We start from the raw sequence: 18,179 nt of genomic DNA, 5'->3' as shown, positions 1-18,179 counted from the left end.
TTCTGCCGTCTCACCCTTTCGGGTCGTTCGCCGCCCCGGCCGCGGCCCGCGGCTCGCTCGCGGCGAGATGGTCGAGGATCTGGGCGGCGGCGGTGCGGGCGGTGGCGGCGCACGCGGGAACCCCGACACCGTCGTAGGCCGCACCGCAGACCGCCAGACCGGGCTGGATGGACGTCGCCACGCGGATGCGGGCGACCCGGCCGAGGTGACCGACGTTGTACTGCGGCAGGGAGCCGCCCCAGCGGGTGATCCGGGTGTCGATCGGGAACGCCCGCACCCCGGTGACGTCGGCCATCTCGCTCACCGCGATGGCCACCAGCTCGGCGTCGTCCCGCTGGAGGACGTGCTCCTCCCCCAGACGTCCCATGGAGCAGCGCACGACCACCACGCCGGGGTCGGCCTCGGCCAGGTGCGGCCACTTGATCGTGCTGAAGGTCGCCGCCTTGACCGGCCTGCGCTCGACCGGCGGGACCAGGTAACCGCTGCCGGACGGCGGCACGGGGAACGCGTCCCTGGGATAGGCCAGGGTGGCGATGGCCATGCTGGCGTATTCGATCCCGGCCAGTTCGGCGGCCGCGCCCGGGACCTCACGCCGCAACAGCCGCGCGGCCGCGGTCGCGGGCACGGCGAGCACGACGGCGTCGGCCTCGATGATCTCCTCGTCCCGGGTGGGGCCGGTGACGAGCCGCCAACCGCCCGGGATCCGGACCAGCTCGCGCACCGTCACTCCGGTCCTGACGTCTGCTCCGGACGCCTTCGCGACCGCCTCGGGCAGGCTGCCCATGCCGTTCTTGAGCGTGGTGAAGACCGGCCCCGCGTCCTTGGGAACCGCCGCGACGACATCGCCGACGGCCTGCGTCAGGGACCGCTCCGTACGCGCGATGGCGGCGATCTGCGGCATGGTCGCCTGGAGGGAAAGCATCTCCGACCGGCCGGCGTAGACCCCGCCGAGCAGCGGTTCGACGAGTCGGTCGACGACCTCGCCCCCCACGCGGGCCCGGATGTAGGCGGCCACGGAGACATCCGTGGTGACCGTGGTCGGGGGAAGGATCCGGTCGAGCGCGACCCGGGCCAGTCCCCCGGGGGACAGGACCCGCGACGCGGCGAGCGCGGCCAGGTCGGACGGGACGCCCATCACCTGTCCCTTGGGCAGCGTGCGAAGCGCACCCCTGGACAGGATGGACGCGTGCGTCGTGCCGGGGTAGACGAGCATGTCGTCCATTCCGGCGAGCCCGGCCAGTTCCTTGCCCTCGGGCCTGCGGGCCAGCATGGCCTCGGCGCCGGCGTCCACCTCCAGACCGGCCACCTCGGACACGTGGAGCTTGCCGCCGATCCGCGGCGCCCCCTCCAGAACGGTGATCCGTATCTCGCGGGTGGCACCGCGCCGCAGATAGAGGGCGGCGGCCAGGCCGGCGATTCCACCGCCGACGACCACGACATGGCGCGGAGCTGGGGTTCCTTCCATAGCGATTAACGCTACCGGGCGGGGGGCACGGCCCCCGAACCGACGTGACCGCGCGGCGCGGAACCCGTGACAGGACCGTGACTCCGGCCACCGAACCCGCCGGGTCCCGGACTCGTCTTCACGGACATGACCAGATTCCGGTACGGAACAGCTGTTATCGTCGCGACGGCCTTCCTGATCTCCGGTTGCGGAGGGGCAAGCGGTTCCTCCGAGTCCGTGGCCCGTGACGAGTCCGCCACCGAGGCCGCCGTCGTTCCAGAACTCGCCCGCCCCCAGGCGGATTCGGGCGGCGGCTCGGGTGCCGGCGCCGACGCGATCGGCGAAACGAAGCCCGCGTCCTCGCAGAAGACGAGGATCGTGTCCGACCCTCGGGCGGTGATCTACACGGCCCAGCTGACCGTCCGGGTGAAGGATGTCAGCGCCGCCGCGGAGCAGGCCAAGCAGATCGTGACCGGCGCGGGCGGCTACGTCTCCGAGGAGCGGAGCAACTCATTCGCCAAGCGGGACGAGGCGGTCGTCACGTTCAAGATCCCGCCGACCGGCTACCCGGACGTACTGGCCCGCCTCGGCCGTGACCTCGGCAAACGGGAGTCGCTGCACCAGGGCGCGCAGGACGTCACCGAGGAGGTCGCCGACGTGGCCAGCCGGGTGAAGTCGGCGGAGTCGGCGCTCAACCAGTTCCGCACGCTGCTGCGCAAGGCGGAGAAGATCGGCGAGATCCTGGAGATCGAACGCGAGATCTCCAACCGCGAGGCCGAGTTGGAGTCGCTCCAGGCTCGGCAGAAGGCGCTTGCCTCCCAGACCGGCATGGCGACCGTCACCCTCAGCCTGGCCGGGCCCAAGGCGACGGTCCCCAAGCCCAAGCCGAAGGAGTCCGGGTTCTTCGCCGGTCTCGAGGTCGGCTGGAAGACGCTGGTCAGGGCCGTCGGGATCGGCCTCACCGTGCTGGGCGCGCTGCTGCCCTGGCTGGTCCTGGCCGCCCTCGTCGGGCTGCCCTTCGTGCTGGTCCACCGCCGGAACCGTGCCCGCCGTACGGCGTCGCCGGGCGCGGCGCAGCCCGGCTCCGCGGCCCCGGCCGGCTCCGCGCTCCGGCCCGGCGAGACCGCGAACGGCGAGAGCACGGGAGCCGAGAGCACGGGCGGGTCGCCCGGCACGTCCGCCTGACTCCTTCGCGACGTCGGGTGAGGAAAGCGCCGGACGTGGCGGCGGCCACGTCCGGCGCGAACCCGTGTCCAGCCCTGTCCGGCGCCATTTCCAGCACCGTGTCCAACCCTGTGCCCGGTACCGTGTCCAGCCCTGTGTCCGGCGCGCGCCGATCCTCGGGTCAGCGGGCGGACGCCTCGTGGACGAAGTCGGCCAGCCGCGCGAGCTGGTCGGGGTCGGTGGAGGGCAGGACGCCGTGGCCGAGGTTGAAGACGTGCCCCTCGGCCACCCGGCCACGCTCCAGCACCTCACGGGCGCGGGGCTCGACGACCTCCCACGGGGCCAGCAGGATGGCCGGGTCCAGGTTCCCCTGCAGGGCCTTGCCCGCGCCGACGCGGAGCGCGGCCTCGTCGAGCGGCACCCGCCAGTCCACCCCGACGACGTCGGCGCCGGCCTCCCCCATCAGGCCGAGCAGCTCGCCCGTTCCCACGCCGAAGTGGATGCGGGGCACGCCGAGGTCGACCAGGCCCGAGAAGATCTTGCTCGTGTGCGGCAGCACGTACGAGCGGTAGTCCGCCGGGGCGACCGCGCCGACCCACGAGTCGAAGAGCTGGATCGCGGACGCGCCCGCGGCGACCTGGATGCGCAGGAAGGCCAGGGTGATCGTGGCCAGCCGGTCCATCAGCTCGTGCCACAGCTCCGGCTCGCCGTACATCATCGCCTTGGTGCGGTCGTGGTTCTTCGAGGGACCGCCCTCGATGAGGTACGACGCGAGCGTGAACGGCCCTCCGGCGAACCCGATCAGGGGGATGCCGTCGAGCTCCTTCACGAGCGACTGCACGGACTCCGTGACATACGGGACGTCGCCCGGCTCGATGGGCCGCAGAGTGGCGACGGCGGACGCGTCACGGATCGGCGCGTCCACCACGGGGCCGACGCCCGGCACGATGTCGAGGGCGACGCCGATGGCCTTGAGGGGGACCACGATGTCGCTGAAGAAGATCGCGGCGTCCGTGGAGTATCGCCGGACCGGCTGCATGGTGATCTCGACCACGAGGTCCGGCGTCGCGCACGCGTCGAGCATCGAGGTCCCCTCGCGCACCCGGCGGTACTCCGGGAGCGATCGCCCCGCCTGGCGCATGAACCAGACGGGCGTGTGCGGGACGGGCTCGCGACGGCAGGCGCGGAGGAAGGCTGAGTCGGCAAGGTGGGCAGTCACGGTCCCAGCGTCCCATGTCAAGGGCCCGGCCCACGCACCGGTCGCGGGATCCGTCCCCCTTCGCCGCGCGTTCCCGGCACGGCGCACGGCGCCTGCCGCCGCCTCTCCTGCCCAGAGACTCGCGAGTGTACGCGCGTGTCGCCGCGCGCCGACGGTACGGCGCGGGCCAAGCATCGGTATGGTGAACCTCTCCGCTTCATGAGGTTCACCTCACAGGTCGGCAAAGTGTTCGCAATCGGGCTTCCGGCATCGATTCCAATACCACTTTCGAGACACGCCGAGCGCGTTGCGGGGAAATGTCGGCGGGACATGTCAACGTCAGAGCAGTCCCGATCACTAGGGACACAACCGTGGATCCGACGAGAGGCCCCGGAGCGATGACGTCGATGTGGAGTTCCCCCGAACACCGCACTGAGCACTGTGCCGGTTGCGACGCCGAGCGCGCGTTCGAACAGCCGCCCTGCCCTGACGCTCACGACGACTGTCCCGAGCGGGTGTGCACGACCTGCGGATTCGCCCTGTTGCTTGCGACGGCCTCGGTTTGATCGGTACGTATGCCCCCCACAGCCATCCCCCTGCTTCGTGCACTCCCGAATCCGGCCTACGCTTCGGCTATGACCCTCGGTGACGCACCCGTGCCTCCGGCCGCCTTCCGGCGGGCGCTGGAGACGTTGCGGCCCGCCAAGGTCAGACCGGAGATCGAGCTGGAGGACATCCCCGCGCCGCAGCGCCTCGCGCCCTATTCCGGGGCGGTCGGAGCCTCCGTCTACCGTGACGACGACGAGCTGGCGGTCGGCCGTCTGATCATGCTGTTCGACCCGGACGGTCAGCGCGGCTGGGAGGGGCAGTTCCGCCTGGTCGCCTACGTCCGCGCCGACATGGAGCCGGAGATCACCACGGATCCGCTGCTCGGTCCGGTGGCCTGGAGCTGGCTCACCGAGTCGCTCGACGCGCACGGCGCTGCCTACGCCGCGGCCGGCGGCACGGTGACCCGTGCCGTGTCGGAGGGTTTCGGTAACAAGTCCGCCGACCCCGTCACCACCGAGCTGGAGCTGCGGGCCTCCTGGTCCCCTCTCGACGAGGACCTGTCCGCGCATGCCGCCGCCTGGTGCGATCTGATGTGTCTCGCCGCGGGCATCCCACCCCTTCCACCCGATGTCGCGGCGCTGCGGCTCCGCCCGGCGCGTCGCGAAGATCCGAAAGCCCCGTAACTCGTGACCGAACCTGAAGTTCAGCTCTTGTTGGAGCCGCGTGAGGGAATTCCGCCCGTCATCGAGGACGACGCCGCGCTCGCGGCGGTCGTGCGCGCCTTCGCCGGAGGGAGCGGCCCCGTCGCGGTGGACGCCGAGCGTGCCTCCGGCTACCGCTACAGCGGCCGCGCCTACCTGGTGCAGTTGCGCCGGGCCGGAGCCGGCACCGCGCTGATCGACCCCGTGGCCTGTCCCGACCTGACCGCCCTGCACGACGCCGTCGCCGACGGTGAGATCGTCCTGCACGCGGCGACCCAGGACCTGCCCTGTCTGACCGAGCTGGGCTTCCGCCCGCGGAAGCTGTTCGACACCGAGCTCGCGGGACGGCTGCTCGGCTACGAGCGGGTCGGGCTGGGCACGATGGTCGAGGTCGTCCTGGGCCTGCGGCTGGAAAAGGGCCATTCGGCGGCCGACTGGTCCAACCGCCCCCTCCCGGAAGACTGGCTGCGCTATGCGGCGCTTGACGTCGAGGTGCTGATCGAGCTCAGGGACGCCCTGTTCTCGGAGCTGACCTCCAGCGGCAAGCTGGAGTGGGCCCTGGAGGAGTTCTCCTCGATCCTCGCGGCTCCGAGCGCCCCTCCGCGCAGCGATCCGTGGCGGCGCACCTCGGGCATCCATCGCGTACGGTCGCTGCGCGGCCTCGCCGTGGTCCGCGAGCTGTGGACGCTTCGGGACGAGATCGCCCAGGACATCGACCTCGCCCCCGGACGGGTGCTGCCGGATTCCGCGATCGTGCAGGCCGCGCTCGACCAGCCGCGCACCACGAAGGCGCTGACCGAGATCGCCCCGTTCACCGGCAGGAGCGCGCGTCGCCATCTGCGCGACTGGCTGGCCGCGGTCGCCCGGGGCCGGACGATGCCGGACGCCGAGCTGCCCCAGCCGATGGGGCCGGGTGACGGTCCGCCTCCGGCCAACCGGTGGGCCGACCGGGATCCGGAGGCGGCGAAGCGGCTGGCCGCGGCCCGGACGGTGATCGCCGCGCTCGCCGACGAGCACCGGATGCCCACCGAGAACCTGCTGCAGCCGGACGCGGTACGGCGGCTCACCTGGGAGCCGCCCGCCGACCTGTCCCAGGAGTCGATCGCCCTGCGGCTGCGCCAACTGGGGGCGCGGCAGTGGCAGATCGGCCTGACGGCCTTCCCGATGGCGAAGGCGCTCCAGCGGCTGGACGCCAAGAGCACCGCCTGACGCCCGGCCTCCCCCGCCGTCGAACGCCGAGCGCCGACCACCCAACGGTGGTCGGCGCTCGGCGTTCCGCGTCAGAAGCCGCTCTGCCGTACGGGCAGGTCGATGACGCCGAGGGCGGCGAGCAGTCCGGCCCCGGCCAGGACGGCGAGGAGGGCCCACGCGACGGGGTGCCCGAGGTTGACCGTCCAGGACGCCCCGATCCGGGCGTGGAGCAGGATCGCCGGGTCGCGGCGGTTGACGTAGACGGTTCCGGCCAGGAACCAGTGCCGGTCGTCGTCGCGCTGGGTGACGCCGGAGTCCTCGTCCTCCTCCCCCGGAAGAGCCGGCAGGCGGTGTCCCGCGTGACCGACCCGGCTCTCCCACACCAGCCACGCGACCAGCAGGCCGACGGACGGCAGGTACGTGACGACGGTCCAGAGCGTCGAGGGTGCGACGACCGTCCACAGCTGTAGCGCCGACGCGAGCAGGCCGAGGTTGAGGCAGGCCACGCCGAGGAGCGACAGGCGCGCCATGCCGCCCAGGTAGACGCGGTACCTGCGGGCCGAGCCCACAGGACGGGCGGCGTCGAGGTCGGGGCGGGCGCGCAGCAGGAGCAGCGTCACGGCGAGGATCAGCAGCGTGACCGCGAGCTGGTACATCACCGGCGCGAATGCGGTCAGCACGGTGACGGGTTCCCGCCGGGCCGCGTCGACGCCGTAGCCGGAGAAGCGCGGCAGCGTGGCGGGCAGGTCGCCGTATCGCCACCAGCCGAGGCCCGCGGTGAGGAGGAGCGTCGCCGCGCCCGGGAGTGTCCAGGACCAGGGCAGTCGCACCGGATCGGTGCGGAAGGTGGTGTTCACGGTGACGCCCTGGCGCTGCTCGTCCCGCCACCCTCCGGCCAGCTTGGCCGCGCGCAGCCGGCGCGCGGACCGCCAGTACAGCAGCAGGTCCGCCACGACCAGGGCCGTCGCGGTGGCGCCGACGACGCTCGTGCTTCCTCCTCTCACGAGGAGCGGCACGGAGACGGCCACCGCGCATGCTCCCGCCGCCAGGGCCAGCCTGGCGTAGGCGCGCCGCTGGGCGATCACGGCCGGGTCGCCGGCCCTGGCGTGGGACACGCGCACGCCGAACGGCGTCGTCGGCCCGGCCATCGCGGGCACGGCCAGCATCAGGCAGGTGACCAGGACGATGGCGGTCACGTCGGCGGCGATCAGCGGTGTCACGATGTCGCCCTCTCCCCGGCACGGAATCCCGACAACATCGCCGCGCACCGCCGTACGACGTCGTCATGGTCGAGCCCGTGGACGGTGGCCTCCGCGAGCAGCACGCCCATCCTCTCCTCCCAGTCCTCGGCGAACCCGGGCTCGGGCGGCCCGGAGTACGGATCTCGCCGGATCACCGCGCCGCTCTTGCGGTTGACGCGGATGACTCCCTCCTGACGCAGCAGGTCGTACGCCTTGTTCACGGTGTGGAAGTTGATCCCGAAATCGGCGGCGAGCTGCCGCGTGGACGGCAGCGGGTCGCCCTCCACCGCCTCCCCGCGAGCGACCGCCTCCACGATCCGGTCCCTGATCTGCTGGTAGATCGGGACCTCGCTGTCGAGATCGAGCGTCAGGTTCACAGGTAGGAGCATAGCTGATATACAACTTATAGAACAGATACATCTGATGTTCCAGAAAGAGGGCCGAGATGATCCGGACAGAGATCCGCGACGGGGTGCTGGTGGCGAGCTTCGCGCCGTGGACGCGGCCGTTCGTACGGCGAGCCGAGATGAGAGTGCCGCTGGCGGCGACCCGCGAGGTGCGGCTCGAAGCGGATCCGCGGGCCGCCGCCAGCGGGATGCACGCGGGCCTGCTCATCAGCGGGCTCATGAAGGTCGGCACGTGGACCGGCCTGAACGGCGTCCGGCGGCTGGTCTGCGCCCGCCGTGACGTTCCCGGCGTGCGGATCGTCCTTGCCGGCAGGATCGAGAACGTCGACGAGCTGCTCCTCAGCGTTCCGGACGCGGCCGGGCTCCGGGCTCAGATCATGGGGGCGCACGCGTGAGCACGCGATCCTGGGAGATCGAGGTGCGCGGCCTGACCAAGACCTTCGGCACCGTGGAGGCGGTCACCGACCTCGGCTTCACCGTCACCCCGGGCACGGTGACCGCCTTCCTCGGCCCGAACGGCTCGGGCAAGACGACCACCATGCGGATGCTGCTCGGGCTGGTCACGCCCACCGCGGGCCGCGCCACCATCGGCGGCCTGCGCTACGCGAAGCTGCCCCGGCCTGCCGCGACGGTCGGGGCCGTGCTGGACACGTCGGGGTTCCACCCTGACCACACCGCCCGCGACCATCTCGGCGTGTACGCCCGCCTGGGCGGCTTCGCCTCCTCACGGGTGCGCGAGGTCATGGACCTGACCGGCGTGACGCCGTTCGAGGGACGGAGGACCCGCGCCCTGTCCACCGGGATGCGGCGGCGGCTCCACCTGGCGACGGCGCTGCTCGGCGATCCCCCCGTACTGCTGCTGGACGAACCCGGCAACGGCCTGGATCCCGAGGGCATCGCGTGGCTGCGCGCCTTCCTGCGCCGGCTCGCCGCCGAAGGCCGCACGGTCCTGGTCTCCAGCCACGTCCTCAGCGAGGTGGAGCAGATGGCCGAGCACGCCGTGGTGATCCGCGGCGGGCGGCTGGTCGCGACCGGTCCGGTCGCCGACCTGTACGGCGAGGCCGCCGTGCGGGTCCGCTCGCCGCGGGCCGGGCCGCTGACCGCCGTCCTCCTCGCCGCCCATCCCGGCGCGGTCCGCGTGGAGGACCTGGAGCCGGACACGTTGCGGATCCATGGGCTGACCGCGGCCGGGATCGCCGCGGACGCCGCGGCGCACGGCATTCCGCTGCACGAGATCACTCCAGAACGGCCCACCCTCGAACACGCCTTCCTCCACCTCACCGGACACGACCAGGGGGACACCCGATGACCGCGCTCGTCTCGGCGGAGCTGCGCCGCCTGGCCGCCACCAGGCTATGGCTGTGGGGACTGCTCGCCTCGATCGGCAGCGGTGGCTTCATCGGCCTGCTCGCCCTCATCGGCCCGGAGAACTTCGACCCGCCGATGCCCGGCCTGGAGACGGCGACGGGCGTGCGCGTGCTGCTCGGCCTGCTCGGCCTGTGCGCGTTCGTACCCGCCCTGCTCGGCACGACCGCCGTGGCCTCCGAATACCGCCATCGGACGATCACCACGACGGCGTTGTTCGTCCCCGGGCGCTGGACCACGCTCGCCGCCAAGCTGGCGGCGTACGCCGCCGCGGGACTCGCCTACGGGCTGGTCGCCGTCACCGTGGCCGGAGCGGCGCTCTTCGGGGCGGCGGCGCTCAAGGGCGTCACGCTCGGTCTGCCCGCGGCCACGGCGCTGGCCTTGCTGTCCAGGATCACGGTGACGATGGCCGTCTACACGCTGGTGGGCGTCGCGGTAGGGGCCCTGATCCCGAACCAGGTGGCGGCGGCGGCCGTGCTCGGCGCCTACTTCTACATGATCGAGACCGCGCTGCTGCTCATCCCCGGTGTCAACGTGCTCTACCCCTACCTGCCCGGCGGCGCGACGGCGGCGATCACCGGGTTCACCTACCTGACCGAGGCGCTGGCGCGGCAGACGGGCGGCGGCGCGGCCCCGCTCCTCTCCGCCCCGCTCGGCGCCGCCGTGCTCGTCGGGTACGCGCTGGTGGCGGCCGCGGTCGCCGTGATCGTTCCCCTGCGGCGCGACATCACCTGACCGCCCTCGCCCGGCCCGGCCTCGCGGCGGCGTCAGACCCTCTGGACGCTCTCGCGGAGCACGACCTCACCCTCGACGCGGACGACGCGCGGCTCGTCCTCCTCCGCGAGCGCGAGTTCCACCGCCCGCGCCCCCATGGCGGCGAGCGGCAGCCGTACCGTCGTCAGGTGCGGCACGAGGTCGCGCAAGGTGGCGATGTCGTCGAAGCCGGCCACCGAAAGGTCGCCGGGAACTCCGGTCCCGCGCTCCCGGAGCGCGGCGACGGCGCCGACCGCCATCACGTCGTTGACGGCGAAGACGCAGGTCACGTCGTCGGACACCTCCTGGACCGCCGCGTGACCGCCGTCCCTGTCGAAGCTCCCGTGGATCACCTCGGGCCGCGGCAGGCCCAGCTCGGCGAGCGCGGCCGTGAATCCGGCGCTGCGGTCGGCCGCCGTGACGAGGTCGGCGGGCCCGGCCAGCACGGCGAACCTGGTGTGCCCAAGCGCGGCGAGCGCGCGGGCCAGGTCGGCCGCGCCCTCGCGGTTGGCCGGGGCGACCGTCGAGACGCCGAGCAGGTCCTGCCCGACGCAGGCGACCCGCCCCCCGGCGTCGCGGTACCGGTCCAGCTCGGCGCGGAGCCGCGCGGTGACCGAGGCGTCGGAGACGCGCGAACCGGCGATCAGCACGGCCCGTACGCGCTGCGCGTTGAGCGTCGACACGTAGTCGATCTCACGGCCGGGGTCGCGGTGGGTGGTGCCGACCATGACCATGTGGCCGTGCGCGTCGGCTGCGCGCATCGCACCGTCGGCGAGCACCGCGAAGTAGGGGTCGGCCAGGTCGTGGACGACCAGCCCGATGACGTTGCTCGCGCCGCGGGCCAGCGTCTGGGCGGCGACGTTCGTGCGGTAGCCCAGCTCGACGGCCGCGCGCCGCACCCGGTCGCGCAGCTCTATACCGACCTGGCGAGTGCTGCCGTTGAGCACGCGTGAGGCCGTGGCGAGCGACACTCCCGCGTGCCGCGCCACGTCTTCCAGAGTGACCACTCCACCTCCCCGGGAAGCGGTTTCCCAGTATGCCCGAACGAGATCCCGGGAGATATCCGCGTTTTGGCCCCCGATCGCGTACGGTAACGGCATCATTACGAGATGTCCGCCCTGACACCGCGGCGTCGTCCCGCCCCCGACGGGCTGCCCGCGTCCCCCGGATCCGCACGGCTCACCCTCCTGCGCGCGCGTGCGGCCGGCGCGCGCCGCGCCGCGCTGCTCATGCTCGGGATCTCGACGACCCTCCTGGTCACCGTCCAACTCCTGGCCGAGCGGGCCGACACCGGCCGGGCTGCGTCGCCGTACGCCGTGGCGGCGCTCGCGGTGTTCGTCGTGACGTTGCCCGCGCTGACGGCCAGCCAGGTGCTGTGGGGCATCCGGGAGCAGGAGGCGAGGAGCGGCGAGCGGGAGGTGTTCGCGACCAGGCCCCGGCCCGACGCCCGGCGACTGCTCGCCCGGCTGGCGATCGCGGCCTGCTGGGCGGTGGTGGTCCTGCTCGGGCTCACCATGCCCCGGCTGTTCACCGACGCCGGCCTGTACGGCGCCGCGGACCGGTTGGCGTCCGCCGCCGAGACGCTGGCGATGACCTGCTACATGGGCGGGATGGCATTCCTCCTGTGGTGGGGCAGGGACGTGATCGTCGCGGCCGCGAGAAGGCAGCCGCCCCCGGATCCGTGGGACGACGCCGTGCCGCCCCGGCCGCGGGAGCGCCGGCTTCCGGCGGCGGCGGCGATCGTGCTGGTCCTCGCGCTGATCTCCGCCCGCGCGCACCTGTGGGCACCGGACGCCGTGACCGTGCTCGCGCTGGCGGTGGCGGCCCTGACCGCCTGCGTCGCGGCCGTCTTCGGACGGCCAGGCCGGGCACCCCGCTCCGCGGAGTAGTTACCGATAAGTAGCATTGGTCCGAGAAGCTACCGATCAGTAGGAGCGAACCTCGTGCCTGCGTCCCGTGAAGTCGTCTTCGTCGACGGCGTGCGCACGCCTTTCGGCAGGTCGGGCCCCAAGGGCCTGTACGCCGAGACGCGTGCCGACGACATGGTTGTCCGCGTCATCCGCGAGCTGATGCGCCGCAATCCCGGCCTCCCGCCCGAGCGGGTGGACGAGGTGGCCATCGCGGCCACCACCCAGATCGGCGACCAGGGCCTGACCATCGGCCGCTCGGCCGCGGTGCTGGCCGGGCTGCCCAAGTCGGTCCCCGGTTATGCCATCGACCGAATGTGCGCCGGCGCGATGACCGCCGTCACCAACGTGGCGGGCGGCATCTCCTTCGGCGCCTACGACGTGGCCATCGCCGGCGGTGTCGAGCACATGGGCCGCCACCCGATGGGCGAGGGCGTCGACCCCAACCCCAGGTTCCTGTCCGAGCGGCTGGTGGACGGCTCCGCCCTGATCATGGGCATGACGGCGGAGAACCTGCATGACCGCTATCCGTCGATCACCAAGGACCGCGCCGACGCGTTCGCCGTGGCGTCCCAGGAGAAGGCCGCCAAGGCGTACGCCGACGGCAGGATCCAGCCGGACCTGGTCCCGATGGCGGCCCGCAAGGCCGCCGAGGGATGGGGACTCGCCACCGCCGACGAGGCGCCGCGTCCCGGGACCACCCTGCAAGCGCTGCGAAGCCTGAAGACCCCCTTCCGCCCGCACGGCAGGGTCACCGCGGGGAACGCCTCCGGCATCAACGACGGCGCCACCGGTTGCCTCGTCGCCGCGCGGGACGTCGCCGAGGAGCTCGGACTCCCCGCGCGCATGCGGCTGGTCTCCTACGCGTTCGCGGGCGTGGACCCCGAGGTCATGGGCGTCGGCCCGATCCCCTCGACCGAGCGCGCGCTACGCCTGGCCGGGCTGTCCATCGACGACATCGGCCTCTTCGAGATCAACGAGGCGTTCGCCGTACAGGTGCTCGCGTTCCTGGAGCACTTCGGCATCGCCGACGACGACCCCCGGGTGAACCCGTACGGCGGCGCGATCGCCTTCGGCCACCCCCTCGCGTCCTCCGGCGTACGGCTCATGATCCAGCTCTCGCGCGAGTTCGCCGAGCGGCCGGACGTCCGGTACGGCATCACCACGATGTGCGTCGGCATGGGCATGGGCGGCACGGTCATCTGGGAGAACCTCGCATGAGCGACATCGAGACCTACAAGAGCCTGCTCGCGGGCAAGGACACCGGCGAGGTCGTCACCAGGGCGCTGGTGCGCGACGTCGAGTTGCCGTACGGCGCGGGCACCATGGCGCTGATCACGCTGGACAACGGGCTCGACCACACCAAGCCCAACACGTTCGGACCGCAGGGCCTGCTCGCGCTGAACGACGTCCTGGACGCGATCGAGGCGCGCGGCGACGTCGCCGCTGTCGGCGTCACCGGCAAGCCGTTCATCTTCGCGGTGGGCGCCGACCTCAAGGGGGCGGCGGCCGTGGCCACGCACGAGGAGGCGGCCGCCATCGGCGGGCTCGGCCACCACGTCTTCCGCCGCCTCGGCGAGCTGGGCGTGCCCACGTTCGCCTTCGTCAACGGCGCGGCCATGGGCGGCGGCCTGGAGATCGCCCTGCACTGCGCGTACCGGACGGTCTCCTCGGGAGTTCCGGCCGTCGCGCTGCCCGAGTGCTTCCTCGGCCTGGTTCCCGGCTGGGGCGGCACCCAGCTCCTCCCCCGGCTGATCGGCCCGGAGAAGGCCATCAAGCTGATCATCGAGAACCCGCTCTCGCAGAACCGCATGATCAAGGGGCGGGACGCGTACGAGCTGGGCGTCGCCGACGCGATGTTCGAGCCGGCCGACTTCCTGGAGGAGTCGCTGCGCTGGGCCGCCCGGGTGCTGCGCGGCGAGGAGACCGTGACCCGCGCGCCGTACGAAGGCGACTGGGACAAGGCCGTCGCGGACGCGCGCGTCCTGGTGGACCTGAAGCTGCGCGGCGCCTCCCCCGCTCCCTATCGCGCGCTCGACCTGATCGCGCTGGCCCGCACCGCCTCCAGGGACGAGGGCTTCGCCGCCGAGGACCGTGCGCTCGCCGACCTGCTGATGGGCGACGAGCTGCGCGCCGGGCTGTACGCCTTCGACCTGGTGCAGCGCCGGGCCAAGAAGCCGGCGGGCGCGCCGGACAAGGCCCTGGCCCGCAAGGTCACCAAGGTCGGCGTGGTCGGCGCCGGGCTGATGGCCTCCCAGCTCGCGCTGCTGTTCGCGCGGCGGCTGGAGGTGCCGGTCGTGCTGACCGACCTCGACCAGGCCCGCCTCGACAAGGGCGTGGGCTACGTACGCGCCGAGGTGGACAAGCTGCTCGCCAAGGGCCGCGTCTCCGCCGACCAGGCGGGCCGGCTCAGGGCCCTGGTGAGCGGCTCGCTGACCAAGGACGCCTTCGCCGACGCGGACTTCGTCATCGAGGCGGTCTTCGAGGATCTCGACGTCAAGCGGAAGGTGCTCGCCGAGGTCGAGGCCGTCGTCTCCGACGAGTGCGTCCTGGCCACCAACACCTCCTCGCTCTCGATCACCGCCATGGCGTCCGGGCTGAGGCGTCCGGAGCGGGTCGTCGGCTTCCACTTCTTCAACCCGGTGGCGGTGATGCCGCTCCTGGAGATCGTCCGGGGCGACGCCACCGACGACGCCACGCTCGCCACCGCGTTCTCCGTCGCCAAGACGCTGAAGAAGTCGTCCGTGCTGGTCAAGGACGCGCCCGCGTTCGTGGTGAACCGGCTGCTGACCCGGTTCATGGGCGAGATCACCGCGGCCGCCGACGAGGGCACGCCCCTGGAGGTCGCCGACCACGCGCTGGACGGCCTCGGCCTGCCCATGACGCCGTTCACGCTGCTCCAGCTCGTCGGCCCGGCCGTCGCGCTGCACGTCGCGGAGACCATGCACGCCGCCTTCCCGGAGCGCTACGGCGTGTCCGGCAACCTGGCCACGCTGGTCGCCGCCGGCAAGCCGGGCGTCTACGGCTCCGACTTCCAGATCGACCCCGAGGTACGGACGCTGTTCGAGGGCGGCGCCTCCCCGTCCACCGGTGAGGACGTACGGCTCCGCGCGCTCAGGGCGCTGGCCGAGGAGATCCGCCTGATGCTCGACGAGGGCGTGGTCGCGGCGGCCCAGGACATCGACCTGTGCGTGATCCTCGGCGCCGGATGGCCGTTCCACACCGGCGGCATCACGCCGTACCTGGACCGTGAGGGCATCTCGGAGGCGGTGACCGGCTCCCGGTTCCTCGCACCCGGCGTGGCCTCCGTCCCGGCGTAGGAGCGATCCGCCGGACGACCTGGAGCGGCCTTCGTGGCGGCTCCAGGTCATGCCGTCGGCGTCAGTTCGCGGACCCCGCCGGAACCAGCCAGCGAACGTCCTGGCCCGTGAAGGCGGCGATGGTGTCGAAGTCGCGGTCGTAGTGGACGACCACGGCGTCGTTCAGCTCAGCGCACGCGGCGATCATGAGGTCCGAGACGCCGGGACCACGATGCCGCCCGCGTCTGACCAACTCACGTTGGACGTCCCTGGCGCGCGCGCAGACCGCGCGCGTGATGGGCAGATCCAGGTAGAGATCCTTACGATCGGAGGCGATCGAGTCGAACTCGGCGAGGTTGCGGGCGCTGTACCCGACCTCTAGATCGATAATCGCGCAGGTGGCGAGAACACCGGCCTCGTCAAGGGCGAAGAACGCGTCTCTCGCCTTACCGTGTCGCTCGGCGCGGGCGAGCGCGCTCTTGTCTACGAGGTAGACCTCCGTCAACGCCAGGCTCCGTCCATCACCTCGTCGTCGGCGATGTCGGAAGAGCCGAGGCTGTTGATCAGCCTGCGCCGGCGCTCGCGACTCTTGTGCTCCGCCTCGACGGCCGCCACCAGCGCGGCGTGAATGGTCTCCTTCTTGGTCTTGGTGCCGAGTGCCTTCGCGGCGGCCTCGGTCAACTCCGTGTCCAGATCGATGACGGTTTTCATCGGCCCCTCCAATAGCCCGGCGTATATATGAATATATACTCGCACCGGCTGACCTGCTCGCGCCTCTCACCATCGACTACGCCATAGGACCGTGACCGTGACGCTGGCTCTCCTGTCGCAAAGACCCGGGTAACCATGCGGGAGTTGTTACTGGGGCTGAGTCTCGGGCTGGGGGCCGGGGTCGCGCCTGGTGCGCTGCTCGGCCTGGTGATCACGGCGAGCCTGCGCGGCGGCTTCCGGGCCGGGCTCGGGCTGGCCTGCGTCCCCCTGCTCTCCGACCTTCCGGTCGTGCTGCTCTCGGTCACCGCCGCCGGCGCGCTGCCCGGCGTGTTCCTGCGCGTCCTGGCCGTCGTGGGCGGCCTCTACGTCGTCCACCTGGCGATCTCCGCCGCCCGCGAGTCCCGTACGGCCCGGCCCCCCGAACCCGGCGTCACGGTTTCCTCCGCCACCGGGCCCTCCTCCGTCCGGGAGGTGCTGCGCGGCGTCGCGGTCAACATGCTGAATCCGCACCCATGGCTCTTCTGGATCGCCGTCGGCGCTCCGATCTTCGCCGCGGCCTGGGAGCGGACCCCGGCCGCCGCCCTCGCCTTCACCGGAGGCTTCTACCTGGTGCTGGTCGGGTCCAAGGTGGTGCTGGCGGCCATGGTCGGCGCGGGGCGGCACCGGCTCGGGGTACGTGGCTACCGCGTCCTGCTCGCCGGAAGCGCCCTGCTGATGGCCGCCACCGGGCTGCTGCTGCTCGTCCGGGGCGTCACCGGCTAGCCGGGCCCTGCTGTGGCGGGCGCCGTACCCGAAGTAGAGCACGACGCCGGCGATCATCCACACGACGAACCGCAGCCAGGTCTCCACGGGCAGGTTGAGCATCAGGTAGAGGCACGCGAGCACGGAGAGGATCGGCAGCACCGGGACCCAGGGCGCGCGGAACGCGCGGGGCAGGTCGGGCCGGGTCCGGCGCAGGATGACCACACCGATCGAGACGACCACGAACGCGAAGAGCGTCCCGATATTGACCAGTTCGGCGATCGCGGCCAGCGGGATCAGCGCGGCGAGGGTCGCGGTGGCCACGCCGATCACAATGGTGATCACGTACGGCGTGTGGAACCGTCGGTGGACGCGGGCGAGCCCGCGCGGCAGCAGGTTGTCGCGGCACATGGCGAAGAAGACCCGGCTCTGGCCGAGCATGAGGATCATCACCACGGTGGTGAGCCCGGCGATGCCCCCGAAGCTGATCACGGTCGCCAGCCACGACTGGCCGACGGAGAGGAACGCGTCCGCGAGCGGCGCGGACTCGCTCAGCTCCGTGTACGGCTGCATGCCGACGACCACCAGGGAGACCGCGACGTACAGGACCGTGCAGATCGCCAGCGAGGCGAGGATGCCGATCGGCAGGTTGCGCTGCGGGTCGCGGGTCTCCTCCGCGGCCGTGGCGACGACGTCGAACCCGATGTAGGCGAAGAAGACGAGCGCGGCGGCGGTGAAGATGCCGAAGACCCCGAAGGCGACCGGCGTCACACCGAACAGCACCTGGATGAGCGGCGAGGCCAGTCCACCCCTGGTCTCGATCTCCCGTGCCGGGGGGATGAACGGCTGGTAGTTCTCCGCCTTGAGGAAGAACAGGCCGGCCACGATGACGAGCAGGACGACGCTCACCTTGATCGTCACCATGACGGCGTTGAACCGGGCCGACGTCTTGATGCCCAGGACCAGGATGGCGGTGAGGATCAGCACGATGGCCGCCGCCGGAATGTTCACCACTGCCTTGTCCCCGGCGATGGAGGCGGGCAGGTCCACGCCGACGCTCCTCAGCAGCGACGTGAAGTAGCCCGACCAGCCGGAGGCGACCACGGCGGCGGCGAGCGTGAGTTCCAGCACGAGGTCCCAGCCGATGATCCAGGCCGGGAACTCGCCGATGGTCGCGTACGCGAAGGTGTAGGCGGAGCCCGCGACCGGCACGGTGGCGGCGAACTCCGCGTAACACAGGGCGGCGAGGCCGCAGGCGACCGCCGCGGCGACGAAGGAGATCGCGACAGCGGGGCCCGCCGTGGTCTTGGCCGCGACGCCGGTGAGCACGAAGATGCCGGTGCCGATGATGACACCGACGCCGAAGACGGTCAGGTCGAGCGCGCTCAGGGTGCGGACGAGCCGGTAACGCCCACCCTGAGTGTCCTCGATCGACTGCTCGACCGACTTCGTGCGAAGAATGCTCAACCGGCTCATATGCAGGCCCCCGATCCCCGATGACCTGCAGG

17 protein-coding genes and 1 pseudogene are annotated in these 18,179 nt (G+C 72.0%); 10 read left to right on the top strand and 8 right to left on the bottom strand.

Annotated elements, in window-relative coordinates:
* Positions 1-10: 10 nt before the first annotated feature.
* Complete coding sequence (gene hemG / locus AB0I59_RS05155; protein WP_358130228.1) at positions 11-1,465, bottom strand: protoporphyrinogen oxidase; 1,455 nt, start codon at positions 1,463-1,465, stop codon at positions 11-13.
* 126 nt (positions 1,466-1,591) lie between these two features.
* On the opposite strand from hemG, the gene AB0I59_RS05150 reads away from it, so the two are divergent.
* Positions 1,592-2,629, top strand: a complete 1,038-nt coding sequence (locus AB0I59_RS05150; protein ID WP_358130225.1) for a DUF4349 domain-containing protein — start codon at positions 1,592-1,594, stop codon at positions 2,627-2,629.
* A 160-nt stretch (positions 2,630-2,789) separates the two neighbouring features.
* On the opposite strand, the gene hemE is transcribed toward AB0I59_RS05150, so the two are convergent.
* Positions 2,790-3,827, bottom strand: a complete 1,038-nt coding sequence (hemE, locus tag AB0I59_RS05145) for a uroporphyrinogen decarboxylase (protein WP_061255358.1) — start codon at positions 3,825-3,827, stop codon at positions 2,790-2,792.
* 614 nt (positions 3,828-4,441) lie between these two features.
* On the opposite strand from hemE, the gene AB0I59_RS05140 reads away from it, so the two are divergent.
* Both AB0I59_RS05140 and AB0I59_RS05135 read left to right on the top strand, forming a co-directional pair.
* Entirely contained in the window at positions 4,442-5,038 is a 597-nt protein-coding gene (locus AB0I59_RS05140; protein WP_061255357.1) for a DUF3000 domain-containing protein, read from the top strand.
* Between the two features lie 3 nt (positions 5,039-5,041).
* On the top strand, positions 5,042-6,265 hold the full coding sequence (locus AB0I59_RS05135; RefSeq protein WP_061255356.1) for a ribonuclease D: 1,224 nt from the start codon (positions 5,042-5,044) through the stop codon (positions 6,263-6,265).
* 71 nt (positions 6,266-6,336) lie between these two features.
* Here the strand turns inward: AB0I59_RS05135 and AB0I59_RS05130 are convergent, their stop codons facing one another.
* Together AB0I59_RS05130 and AB0I59_RS05125 are read right to left on the bottom strand one after the other, a co-directional pair.
* Positions 6,337-7,467, bottom strand: coding sequence for a DUF1648 domain-containing protein (locus AB0I59_RS05130; protein ID WP_358130221.1), 1,131 nt, complete (start codon positions 7,465-7,467; stop codon positions 6,337-6,339).
* Positions 7,464-7,865, bottom strand: a complete 402-nt coding sequence (locus AB0I59_RS05125; protein WP_358130218.1) for a GntR family transcriptional regulator — start codon at positions 7,863-7,865, stop codon at positions 7,464-7,466. The genes AB0I59_RS05130 and AB0I59_RS05125 overlap by 4 nt, the downstream gene beginning before the upstream one ends.
* A gap of 68 nt (positions 7,866-7,933) precedes the next feature.
* On the opposite strand from AB0I59_RS05125, the gene AB0I59_RS05120 reads away from it, so the two are divergent.
* Genes AB0I59_RS05120 through AB0I59_RS05110 form a run of 3 tightly spaced genes read left to right on the top strand, consistent with a single transcriptional unit; the run spans position 7,934 to position 9,995 of the window.
* Positions 7,934-8,290, top strand: coding sequence for a hypothetical protein (locus tag AB0I59_RS05120; RefSeq protein WP_358130214.1), 357 nt, complete (start codon positions 7,934-7,936; stop codon positions 8,288-8,290).
* On the top strand, positions 8,287-9,204 hold the full coding sequence (locus tag AB0I59_RS05115; RefSeq protein ID WP_358130211.1) for an ABC transporter ATP-binding protein: 918 nt from the start codon (positions 8,287-8,289) through the stop codon (positions 9,202-9,204). Before AB0I59_RS05120 ends, AB0I59_RS05115 begins: the two co-directional genes overlap by 4 nt.
* The gene (locus tag AB0I59_RS05110) at positions 9,201-9,995 is read left to right on the top strand and encodes an ABC transporter permease (protein ID WP_358130208.1); all 795 of its coding nucleotides are present in this window, start codon (positions 9,201-9,203) and stop codon (positions 9,993-9,995) included. The genes AB0I59_RS05115 and AB0I59_RS05110 overlap by 4 nt, the downstream gene beginning before the upstream one ends.
* Before the next feature lie 32 nt (positions 9,996-10,027).
* Here the strand turns inward: AB0I59_RS05110 and AB0I59_RS05105 are convergent, their stop codons facing one another.
* Positions 10,028-11,020, bottom strand: a complete 993-nt coding sequence (locus AB0I59_RS05105; RefSeq protein WP_358130205.1) for a LacI family DNA-binding transcriptional regulator — start codon at positions 11,018-11,020, stop codon at positions 10,028-10,030.
* 102 nt (positions 11,021-11,122) lie between these two features.
* On the opposite strand from AB0I59_RS05105, the gene AB0I59_RS05100 reads away from it, so the two are divergent.
* From AB0I59_RS05100 to AB0I59_RS05090, 3 genes are read left to right on the top strand one after another with little or no spacing between them, the layout of a single operon-like run.
* Positions 11,123-11,902 carry a hypothetical protein gene (locus AB0I59_RS05100; RefSeq protein ID WP_061255351.1) on the top strand — a complete coding sequence of 260 codons (780 nt, stop codon included), beginning with the start codon at positions 11,123-11,125 and terminating at the stop codon, positions 11,900-11,902.
* Positions 11,903-11,956: 54 nt separating this feature from the next.
* Entirely contained in the window at positions 11,957-13,141 is a 1,185-nt protein-coding gene (locus AB0I59_RS05095; RefSeq protein ID WP_061255350.1) for a thiolase family protein, read from the top strand.
* Entirely contained in the window at positions 13,138-15,240 is a 2,103-nt protein-coding gene (locus tag AB0I59_RS05090) for a 3-hydroxyacyl-CoA dehydrogenase NAD-binding domain-containing protein (RefSeq protein WP_358130201.1), read from the top strand. The genes AB0I59_RS05095 and AB0I59_RS05090 overlap by 4 nt, the downstream gene beginning before the upstream one ends.
* A gap of 61 nt (positions 15,241-15,301) precedes the next feature.
* On the opposite strand, the gene AB0I59_RS05085 is transcribed toward AB0I59_RS05090, so the two are convergent.
* On the bottom strand, positions 15,302-15,724 hold the full coding sequence (locus tag AB0I59_RS05085; protein ID WP_358130198.1) for a PIN domain nuclease: 423 nt from the start codon (positions 15,722-15,724) through the stop codon (positions 15,302-15,304).
* The gene (locus AB0I59_RS05080) at positions 15,721-15,930 is read right to left on the bottom strand and encodes a type II toxin-antitoxin system VapB family antitoxin (RefSeq protein ID WP_358130195.1); all 210 of its coding nucleotides are present in this window, start codon (positions 15,928-15,930) and stop codon (positions 15,721-15,723) included. Before AB0I59_RS05080 ends, AB0I59_RS05085 begins: the two co-directional genes overlap by 4 nt.
* A gap of 135 nt (positions 15,931-16,065) precedes the next feature.
* On the opposite strand from AB0I59_RS05080, the gene AB0I59_RS05075 reads away from it, so the two are divergent.
* Positions 16,066-16,692, top strand: coding sequence for a LysE family transporter (locus tag AB0I59_RS05075; protein ID WP_358130611.1), 627 nt, complete (start codon positions 16,066-16,068; stop codon positions 16,690-16,692).
* A gap of 21 nt (positions 16,693-16,713) precedes the next feature.
* Here AB0I59_RS05075 and AB0I59_RS05070 read toward each other — a convergent pair.
* Positions 16,714-18,147 (bottom strand): annotated as a pseudogene (locus AB0I59_RS05070) (amino acid permease); the annotation flags it as partial.
* Positions 18,148-18,179 lie beyond the last annotated feature (32 nt).

This window comes from Microtetraspora glauca (assembly GCF_040656155.1).
Taxonomy (GTDB): domain Bacteria; phylum Actinomycetota; class Actinomycetes; order Streptosporangiales; family Streptosporangiaceae; genus Microtetraspora; species Microtetraspora glauca.
Note: the sequence above shows the minus strand (reverse complement) of the source record. Positions and strands in the feature narration are given on the sequence as shown.

What these genes read in the sequence shown, in the direction of transcription:
- hemG (WP_358130228.1), bottom strand. Translation starts at nt 1,465, where the DNA reads ATGGAAGGAACCCCAGCTCCGCGCCATGTCGTGGTCGTCGGCGGTGGA.
- AB0I59_RS05150 (WP_358130225.1), top strand. Translation starts at nt 1,592, where the DNA reads ATGACCAGATTCCGGTACGGAACAGCTGTTATCGTCGCGACGGCCTTC.
- AB0I59_RS05140 (WP_061255357.1), top strand. Translation starts at nt 4,442, where the DNA reads ATGACCCTCGGTGACGCACCCGTGCCTCCGGCCGCCTTCCGGCGGGCG.
- AB0I59_RS05120 (WP_358130214.1), top strand. Translation starts at nt 7,934, where the DNA reads ATGATCCGGACAGAGATCCGCGACGGGGTGCTGGTGGCGAGCTTCGCG.
- AB0I59_RS05110 (WP_358130208.1), top strand. Translation starts at nt 9,201, where the DNA reads ATGACCGCGCTCGTCTCGGCGGAGCTGCGCCGCCTGGCCGCCACCAGG.
- AB0I59_RS05100 (WP_061255351.1), top strand. Translation starts at nt 11,123, where the DNA reads ATGTCCGCCCTGACACCGCGGCGTCGTCCCGCCCCCGACGGGCTGCCC.
- AB0I59_RS05090 (WP_358130201.1), top strand. Translation starts at nt 13,138, where the DNA reads ATGAGCGACATCGAGACCTACAAGAGCCTGCTCGCGGGCAAGGACACC.
- AB0I59_RS05080 (WP_358130195.1), bottom strand. Translation starts at nt 15,930, where the DNA reads ATGAAAACCGTCATCGATCTGGACACGGAGTTGACCGAGGCCGCCGCG.
- AB0I59_RS05075 (WP_358130611.1), top strand. Translation starts at nt 16,066, where the DNA reads ATGCGGGAGTTGTTACTGGGGCTGAGTCTCGGGCTGGGGGCCGGGGTC.